Source organism: Candidatus Erwinia dacicola (assembly GCF_001756855.1).
Classification (GTDB): domain Bacteria; phylum Pseudomonadota; class Gammaproteobacteria; order Enterobacterales; family Enterobacteriaceae; genus Erwinia; species Erwinia dacicola.
In genome coordinates this window covers 1-8,432 of record NZ_MAYS01000398.1, presented here as the reverse complement: position 1 = coordinate 8,432, position 8,432 = coordinate 1, and the positions used below count along the sequence as shown (strand labels likewise).

Here is an 8,432-nt window from a genome sequence, read left to right as displayed (position 1 = left end):
ACGATCAGTATCAAAATGATTACCCCCCCATATACTGGTGGCATAAGCAGCCCCCTCCATTTGGTTGCGTTTCAAGTGGGAATGGGCCGGTCGGTCTTGATGATCAGCTGACGCCTGACTGGCTGATTAACGCCTCGCTGTGGCATATGGATATCAACATCGACTCTGCTGCGGCAGGCCGCTAGAGTATTGCGGGGGAAATTGAAAGAAAATAATGCCTTATCCGGGAGATAAGGCATGGGTGCTGCTTAGCGTGTTGCAGCTTTTAGTTTGCTAACGAAAGCGCTCAGTTCAGAGAGCATCACTTGCGGCTGTGCCAAGTTTTTTTCGATAATTTGCACGATTGCAGAGCCAGAGATAGCGCCCGTTGCGCCGGAACCAACGGCTTCCTGCACCTGCGACGCTTCAGAAATACCAAAGCCCTGCAGCGCCGGGGCAGCATGGTACTTGTGCAGTTTATCCACCAGATGCTTAAGCGGCAGATTGGCGCGCGTTTCCGAACCGGTAACGCCGGCACGCGACAGCAGATAGGTGTAACCACGGCTGTGTGAAGCAATTTCACGCAGCAGATCGTCACTGGCGTTAGGCGGGCAGATGAAGATTGGCGCGACGTTGTGGCGCCGCGCCGCCTGACGGAACGGGGTAGACTCTTCAATCGGCACGTCGGCAACCAGCACCGAGTCCACGCCAACCTGCTGGCAGCGGGCATAGAAGTTGTCGATGCCGTTGGAAAATACCAAGTTTGCATACATCAGCAGGCCGATTGGCAGCTCCGGGTATTTCTGGCGGATAGCGGCCAGCATCTCAAAGCATTGTGACGGTGTCACGCCAGCCGCAAAGGCACGCAGGTTGGCATTCTGGATGGTCGGACCATCCGCCAGCGGATCGGAGAAGGGAATGCCCAGCTCAAGCGCATCGGCACCACCGGCCACCAGCGCATCAATAATCTGTAGCGAGAGTTCCGGCATCGGGTCGCCAAGGGTAACGAAGGAGACAAAGGCACCTTCGTTACGTTCTGCCAGACGTTTGAAACAGCTATCGTAACGCTCCATCAGATTTCTCCCTTCGCGGTCAAAATGTCATGCGCGGTGAAAATATCTTTATCGCCACGGCCGGAGAGGTTAACCACCAACAGCTGCTCTTTCTCAGGGGCGGCTTTCATCATCTTCAGGGCATGAGCCAGCGCGTGGGAAGATTCCAGGGCTGGGATAATCCCTTCGCTGCGGCACAGAGTTTTGAACGCATCCAAAGCTTCGTCGTCGGTGATCGAGACGTATTCAGCGCGGCCAGTGCTGTTCAGGTAAGCGTGCTGCGGTCCGACAGAGGGGAAATCAAGACCGGCGGAGATGGAATAAGACTCTTCAATCTGACCGTCTGCGGTCTGCATTATCGGCGACTTCATACCGAAGTAGATGCCGACGCGGCCATGCTTGAGTGGCGCACCGTGTTCACCGCTTTCAATACCGTGGCCTGCAGGCTCGACGCCGATCAGATCGACGCTAGCCTCATCGATAAAATCGGCAAACATGCCGATGGCGTTCGAACCACCGCCCACGCAGGCGATGACGGCATCCGGCAGGCGGCCCCCTTTCTCCAGAATCTGCGCTTTCGTCTCTTCGCCGATCATGCGCTGGAACTCACGCACAATAGTCGGGAACGGGTGTGGACCGGCGGCAGTACCGAGCATATAGTGCGCGGTTTCGTAGCTGCCGGACCAGTCGCGCAGCGCTTCGTTACAGGCATCTTTCAGCGTGGCTGAGCCGCTGTGCACTGGGATCACTTTCGCTCCCATCAGCTTCATACGTAACACGTTTGGCGACTGGCGCTCAATATCTTTCACACCCATGTAAATGCGGCATTTCAGGCCCAGTAGGGCGCTGGCGAGGGCCGAGGCAACACCGTGCTGACCGGCTCCGGTTTCAGCAATAATTTCGTTTTTACCCATGCGTTTTGCCAGCATCGCTTGGCCGAGTACCTGGTTAGTTTTGTGCGCGCCGCCGTGCAGCAGATCTTCACGCTTCAGGTACAGGCGGGTTTTGGTGCCTTTCGTCAGATTATTACACAGCGTTAGCGCCGTTGGGCGGCCCGCATAGTTCTTCAGCAGGTCGGTAAATTCAGCCTGGAATTCCGGGGCGCTCTGAGCGCTAATAAAAGCGTCTTCCAGCTGTTCCAGAGCCGGCATCAGGATCTGCGGCACGTACATGCCACCAAACTCACCAAAATAGGGATTTAACTTAGTCATGACCGCTTCTCAATATATCAGTAGGTTTTCAGCATCTGAAACACTGAAGCAATTTTACCGGCATCCTTAATTCCGGGGGCACTCTCCACGCCGGAATTAAAGTCGAGGCCTGCACAGCTGAGCTGTGCTGCCTGCACGCAGTTATCCGCCCCGAGGCCACCGGCTAGCAGCACGTTATCGAGTTTTTTACCTTGTAACAGCTGCCAGTTAAACTGCTGGCCGCTGCCGCCATTGCCGTTATCAAACACATAGCGGTCGACGTGTGGCCAGTCGCGAGCGGGCAGACTGGAACCAATGCTGAAGGCTTTCCATATCTTCACGCTTGCCAGAAGCGCTGCGCGCAGCTGACTAACAAATTCGCGATCTTCCGCACCGTGCAGCTGCAGGGCAAATAGCTCTAGCTGCTGCGCTTTAATGACAATGTCACTGATGCTGTCATTGCGGAATACGCCAACATATTTTAATGCGGCGCCCGCCATTACAGCTGAGGCCTGAGCGCTATCGATTTTACGCGGCGATCCTTCGGCAAAGATCAGCCCGCCGTAATTTGCGCCGGACTCCAGCGCGCAGCGGGCGTCTTCGGCTCGCGTCAGTCCACAGACCTTGTTGTCCCCGAAGATCAATCGACGCACGGCGGCGGTGAGGTCATCTTCTGACATCAGGGCAGAGCCAATCAGGAAGCCGTTGGCGAAGTGGCTAAGCTCACGCACCTGCGCGTAACTGTTAATACCGGACTCGCTGATCACCGTGACCCCGTGCGCCACTTTCGGTGCCAAGCGGCGGGTGCGGTCCAGATCGATAGAGAGATCGCGCAGGTCGCGGTTGTTAATGCCGATTACCTTCGCACCCAGCAAGGTGGCGCGCTCCAGCTCTTCATCACTGATCACTTCGGTCAGCACGCCCATCTGCAGGCTATGCGCCACGGCGGAGAGCTGGCGATACTGCTCGTCGTCAAGCACTGATAGCATCAGCAAAATGGCATCGGCTTGGTAATAGCGCGCCAGATAGATCTGATAAGGGGCGATAATAAAGTCTTTACACAGCACCGGCTGGGTCACAGCTTTGCTGACAATCGGTAGAAAATCAAAGCTTCCTTGGAAGTACTTCTCGTCTGTCAGTACTGAAATCGCCGAGGCATAATGCTTGTAGACGCCAGCGATAATCGCCGGGTCAAAGTCTTCGCGGATCAGCCCCTTCGACGGGGAGGCTTTTTTGCACTCCAGAATAAACACGGTGCGGGCTCCCTGTAGCGCATGATAGAAGCCGCGCGTCGACGGGACGATCTCATTCTGGAAGGTGGCTAGGGGCTGCTGCTGCTGGCGCTCTGCCAGCCAGATAGCTTTATCCTGGACGATTTTATTCAGTACGGTTTCCTGCATGATTATCTCCTTGCTGCCAGGGCGACAACCTGCTCGTAAGCACGACCGCTGCGGATCGTTTCCAGCGCCTGCTGAGCATTTTGTCGCAAATCTTCATGGCCAAAAATTTTCAGCAACAGGGCGACGTTGGCCGCCACGGCTTCTTCATGAGCCAGCTCTCCATTACCTTGGAGTAAACGCACCAGAATGTCACGATTTTCTTCCGGCGTGCCCCCGGTCAGCGCCTCCTGCGGCTGGCTGCTCAGACCGAAGTCTTCCGCCGTCAGCTGGTAGCTGGTGATGTCACCGTCGCGCAGCTCCGCCATGTGGGTGGCGCTGTGCAGCGCCACTTCATCCATGCCGCCACCGTGAACCACGGCAGCGTGCTGATAGCCCAGCACTTTCAGCGTTTGCGCCACCGGCAGCACCAGCTCCGGGCTGTAAACGCCAATCACCGCCAGCGGGGGACGCGCCGGGTTGATCAGCGGGCCGAGCACGTTAAAGATAGTGCGGGTTTTCAGCTCTTTACGTACCGGCATCGTATGGTGGAACCCACTGTGATACTGCGGCGCAAACAGGAAGCAGATATTTAGATCGTCCAGAGCCTGGCGCGCTTTCTGCGCCGGAAGATCCAAGCTGATGTCAAAAGCTGCCAGCAAATCTGAAGAACCGGATTTACTCGAAACGCTGCGGTTGCCGTGCTTGGCGACTTTTAAGCCGCAGGCCGAGGCGACAAACGCGCTGACGGTCGAGATGTTAATGCTGTTGCTGCCGTCCCCGCCAGTACCGACAATATCGGCAAACGCGTAGTCGGGGCGCGGAAAGGGTTTTGCATTTTCCAGCAGGGCCGTCGCAGCCCCGGCAATTTCCTGCGGCTGCTCACCGCGTACTTTCATCGCAATCAGTGCGCCTGCCAGCTGGGTTGGCTCCAGCTGCCCGGTGATAATCGCCGAAAACAGCTGGTGGCTCTCAGCCTGCGTCATGATCTCAGCCTGAAAGAGTTTTTCCAGAATAGTGTGCATCTCTTGTAACTCCATGATTACGCCAGCGCCCAGGCGAGGGTTTGTTCCAGCAGGCGTGCCCCCTGAGTGGTAAGAATCGACTCCGGATGGAACTGGTAGCCGCAGACGCGGTTGGCATCGTCGCGTACGGCCATCACCATGCCGTTGAAGGTGGCGTTCACCGTCAGCCCCGCAGGAATGTTGCTGCCTATCAGCGAGTGATAGCGCGCTACCGGCAGCGGGTTGCTCAGACCGGCGAACATGCATTGGTCGTCATGCGTAATCGCTGACGCTTTACCGTGCAGGATTTCGCCCGCTTGGCCGACGTGACCACCGTAGGCTTCCACAATAGCCTGATGGCCCAGACAGATGCCGATAATCGGCAGGCGGCCACGTAATGCGAGCAGCAGCTCCGGCATACAGCCCGCGTCTGACGGGGCGCCCGGGCCTGGCGACAGCATCAGCACCGGATTTTCCATCTGTTGCAGGCGCTCAATCAGCGTCTGCGCCGGAACATTGTTACGGTAGACCATCACGTTATGGTCGAAGGTGCGTAACTGGTCGACGAGGTTATAGGTAAAAGAGTCGAAATTATTGAGCAGCAGAATATCGGCCATCAGAAAATCTCCTTGCAGTGATGAGCAGTGGCAATGGCGCGGAGAACCGCCCGCGCTTTGTTGCGGCTTTCATCCGCTTCCGCCTGCGGATTTGAATTAAGCACCACGCCGGCGCCGGCCTGAACGGTTGCCACGCCATCTTCAACATAGGCGGAGCGGATCACGATGCAGGTGTCCAGATCGCCGCTGGCGGTGAAGTAACCCACGGCACCGCCGTAGCTGCCGCGCCGCGTCCCCTCGGCTTCGGCAATCAGCTGCATGGCATGTACTTTCGGCGCGCCGCTCAGAGTGCCCATATTCATGCAGGCGCGGTAGGCGTGCAGCACGTCGAAATCGTTACGCAGCTGGCCAACCACGCGGGAGACGAGGTGCATCACAAAGGTGTAACGGTCCACTTTAGTTAAATCCGCCACATAGCGGGTGCCCGGCTGGCAAATACGCGCTAGGTCGTTGCGCGCTATGTCAACCAGCATTAGGTGTTCGGCCATCTCTTTATGATCGGTACGCATCTCAAGTTCGATACGGCTGTCGAGGTCACGATCCAGCGAACCATCTGCATGACGTCCGCTCGGGCGTGTGCCGGCAATCGGATAGATTTCAATCTGGTTGCTGCGCGCGTCATATTTCAGCGAGCTTTCCGGTGACGAGCCGAACAGGCTGAAGTCGCGATCATGCATAAAGAACATATACGGGCTGGGATTGCTGTTCTTCAGCGTGTCGTAGGCAGCCAGCGGCGAAGGGCATGGCAGGGAGAAACGGCGAGACGGCACCACTTGGAAGATCTTGCCGACGCGGATCGCTTCCTGCATCTTGCGCACTACCGCGCAGTAGTCTTCATCACTCTGGCTGATGATCAGGCTCATGCTTTCCACTTTCTGCACCGGTAGCGGCGTGGCTGGCTGCTGCATCTGGCTATGCAGCTGTTCGATGCGGCTTTGCAGACGCATAAACTCAGCCGGTTGGTGAGTGAACAGGCTGGCCTGTAGGCGTGCGCTCTGAGTCTGATGGTCGATCACCAGCAGGGTTTCAGCAAGGTAAAAACAGTAGTCTGGGCAGCGCTGTTCGTTTTTCAACTCCGGCAGCGCTTCGAAACCGGCAACCAGATCGTAAGCGAAGAGACCACCCATCAGCACCGCTTCGCGCTCTTCTGCCGGGGCATTCACCAGCTGTAGGATTAGGCGCAGTGCGTCGAATATCGATAAGGCGCGCAGGTTAGAATCTTCATCCTGGATTTCAGCATTAATGGGAAATACCAGCACACGCCCGTCCGGATGCACGTGGTTCTCAACGCTGGCGGGCAGGGCAGTATCCAGCAGCGGTAGCAGAGCACGGCCATTTTCCGACAGCGCTTGCACCTGCACTCGATTATCCAGCGCGCTGAGACGCAGGGCGCTGTCAACAATCAGCAGGCTTTTCAGGTTGCATTTGCTGTCGACGTCGGCCGATTCCAGCAGCAGCGTTTCGCTGCGCGCGGCGCAAAGCTGATGAAAGATCGCAGCAGGATCTGCTCTATAAGGTGTGTTGCCAGTAATCAACTTCACTGTAGGTTTAGCATTTTGCATGTGATGTTCTCTGTTTTTTGCTCAAAAAAACCCGCGGTAGGCGGGCTTGAGTACCTGCACTGCGTATTAACCGTGCATGACAGCTTCGCCCGTTCAAGGTGAAGTGTGCCACCAACCAGTCATCAGAGATGAATGAATACGTCATAATACAGACACCTTTGCTTGTGAACTTACGTACTAGTTAACTGGTTCATAGCAAAAAGTCAATATACTTTTTCCCTCAGTGGTAAATGTCAGTATCATGCTGCGATATTTCCCCGTGTTTTCCGGAGCCGTTTTGACATTTCCTGAAATCGCACAATGATCCCGCGCAGAAAGCGCAGGTGAGAGGTTAGTTATGAGTCAATTTTTCTATATTCATCCAGACAATCCCCAGCTGCGCCTGATCAAGTCGGCGGTGGAGATGTTAAATAAAGGCAGCGTGATCGTTTATCCCACGGATTCCGGTTATGCGCTGGGCTGCAAGCTGGAAGATAAGAACGCGATGGAGCGTATCTGCCGCATCCGTCAGCTGGATAGCAACCACAACTTCACGCTGATGTGCCGTGACCTGTCAGAGCTGTCTACCTATGCTCACGTAGACAACACGGCATTCCGCCTGATCAAAAACAATACGCCGGGCAACTATACCTTCATCCTCAAAGCGACCAAAGAAGTGCCGCGTCGTCTGATGAGCAAAAAGCGTAAAACGATCGGCCTGCGCGTGCCATCGAATCCCATTGCGCTGGCGCTGCTGGAAGCGCTGAATGAGCCGATGATGTCTACGTCGCTGATGCTGCCCGGCAATGACTTCACCGAGTCGGATCCGGAAGCGATTCAGGATGAGATCGGTAAGATTGTTGACATGATTATTCACGGCGGTTATCTCGGACAGCAGCCGACCACCGTTATCGATTTAACGGAAAATACGCCGGAAGTGATCCGCGAAGGCGTGGGTGATATTCAACCCTTCCTTTAAGTAAAAATAACAGTCTCTGAAAGACGGTATGTTATTATTTGTCGGTTAATATTATTACAATGTTAATTTTTCCAGCCACTCTTTAAAATCCTGATACGGAATATACAGTGAGACATCCTGCATTTGATGCCATTGCCACGCACGGGCGCTTATTCCAATCATTACGTATCCTGGTCAGCGTGAGATTAATGCCGGATGACTCTACCGGTATGGCGGAAATAAAGCTATAACATACATTTTGACCAACTCGCCGATAGCGCCATCGCGGAATTTCGGCAGCGTCTTAATGTCGTTTTTGTGGTAGATAATGGCGAGGTCACAGTAGGGGGGGGGACCTTCCAATAGCATTCCGTTGAGCTCTTACCGGAGCATGAAAGTAGTTCCAGCGCGTTCTGGGCCGCATAGATTTTCGTGGGTAATGCCTTCCAGATCTCACTCGTTGAGTCAGGCCAATAGGCCCATTCGAAAGAACACAACAGAATAATTTTAGATGTTTTTATTCCATAAATAAGTAAAGGTGAGTGCCTCACGACTAGAAATAAGCAGTTTTTGAAATTCAATTTCTGTTTATTCCCCTCGCAGCCCATACAGACGTTATTATTATCGCTATGATTAATATCATGCCCCGATATCTTTGTGATATTAAGTAATAATATATGCGCCTAAATTTCTTGTTTTACGCCTTTTCACTCTG

General features: G+C 54.8%; 5 protein-coding genes and 3 pseudogenes. 2 read left to right on the top strand and 6 right to left on the bottom strand.

Going from position 1 to position 8,432, the window contains the following annotated elements; all coding sequences use genetic code 11:
- A pseudogene (locus BBW68_RS19195) lies at positions 1–185 on the top strand (hypothetical protein); the annotation flags it as partial.
- A gap of 63 nt (positions 186–248) precedes the next feature.
- Here BBW68_RS19195 and trpA read toward each other — a convergent pair.
- From trpA to BBW68_RS11075, 5 genes and pseudogenes are all read right to left on the bottom strand, one after another.
- Positions 249–1,052 carry a tryptophan synthase subunit alpha gene (gene trpA / locus BBW68_RS11100; protein WP_070135415.1) on the bottom strand — a complete coding sequence of 268 codons (804 nt, stop codon included), beginning with the start codon at positions 1,050–1,052 and terminating at the stop codon, positions 249–251.
- A complete protein-coding gene (gene trpB / locus BBW68_RS11095; protein ID WP_070135414.1) occupies positions 1,052–2,242 on the bottom strand; it encodes a tryptophan synthase subunit beta in 1,191 nt (396 codons plus the stop codon). The genes trpA and trpB overlap by 1 nt, the downstream gene beginning before the upstream one ends.
- A gap of 17 nt (positions 2,243–2,259) precedes the next feature.
- Positions 2,260–3,621, bottom strand: a complete 1,362-nt coding sequence (trpCF, locus tag BBW68_RS11090) for a bifunctional indole-3-glycerol-phosphate synthase TrpC/phosphoribosylanthranilate isomerase TrpF (protein WP_070135413.1) — start codon at positions 3,619–3,621, stop codon at positions 2,260–2,262.
- 2 nt (positions 3,622–3,623) lie between these two features.
- A pseudogene (gene trpD, locus BBW68_RS19865) lies at positions 3,624–5,218 on the bottom strand (bifunctional anthranilate synthase glutamate amidotransferase component TrpG/anthranilate phosphoribosyltransferase TrpD).
- The gene (locus BBW68_RS11075) at positions 5,218–6,780 is read right to left on the bottom strand and encodes an anthranilate synthase component 1 (RefSeq protein ID WP_070135411.1); all 1,563 of its coding nucleotides are present in this window, start codon (positions 6,778–6,780) and stop codon (positions 5,218–5,220) included. The pseudogene trpD and the gene BBW68_RS11075 overlap by 1 nt, the downstream one beginning before the upstream one ends.
- A gap of 337 nt (positions 6,781–7,117) precedes the next feature.
- On the opposite strand from BBW68_RS11075, the gene BBW68_RS11070 reads away from it, so the two are divergent.
- Entirely contained in the window at positions 7,118–7,738 is a 621-nt protein-coding gene (locus BBW68_RS11070; RefSeq protein WP_070135410.1) for an L-threonylcarbamoyladenylate synthase, read from the top strand.
- An 88-nt stretch (positions 7,739–7,826) separates the two neighbouring features.
- On the opposite strand, the pseudogene BBW68_RS20755 reads toward BBW68_RS11070, so the two are convergent.
- Positions 7,827–8,065 (bottom strand): annotated as a pseudogene (locus tag BBW68_RS20755) (serine protease); the annotation flags it as partial.
- Positions 8,066–8,432: the final 367 nt, after the last annotated feature.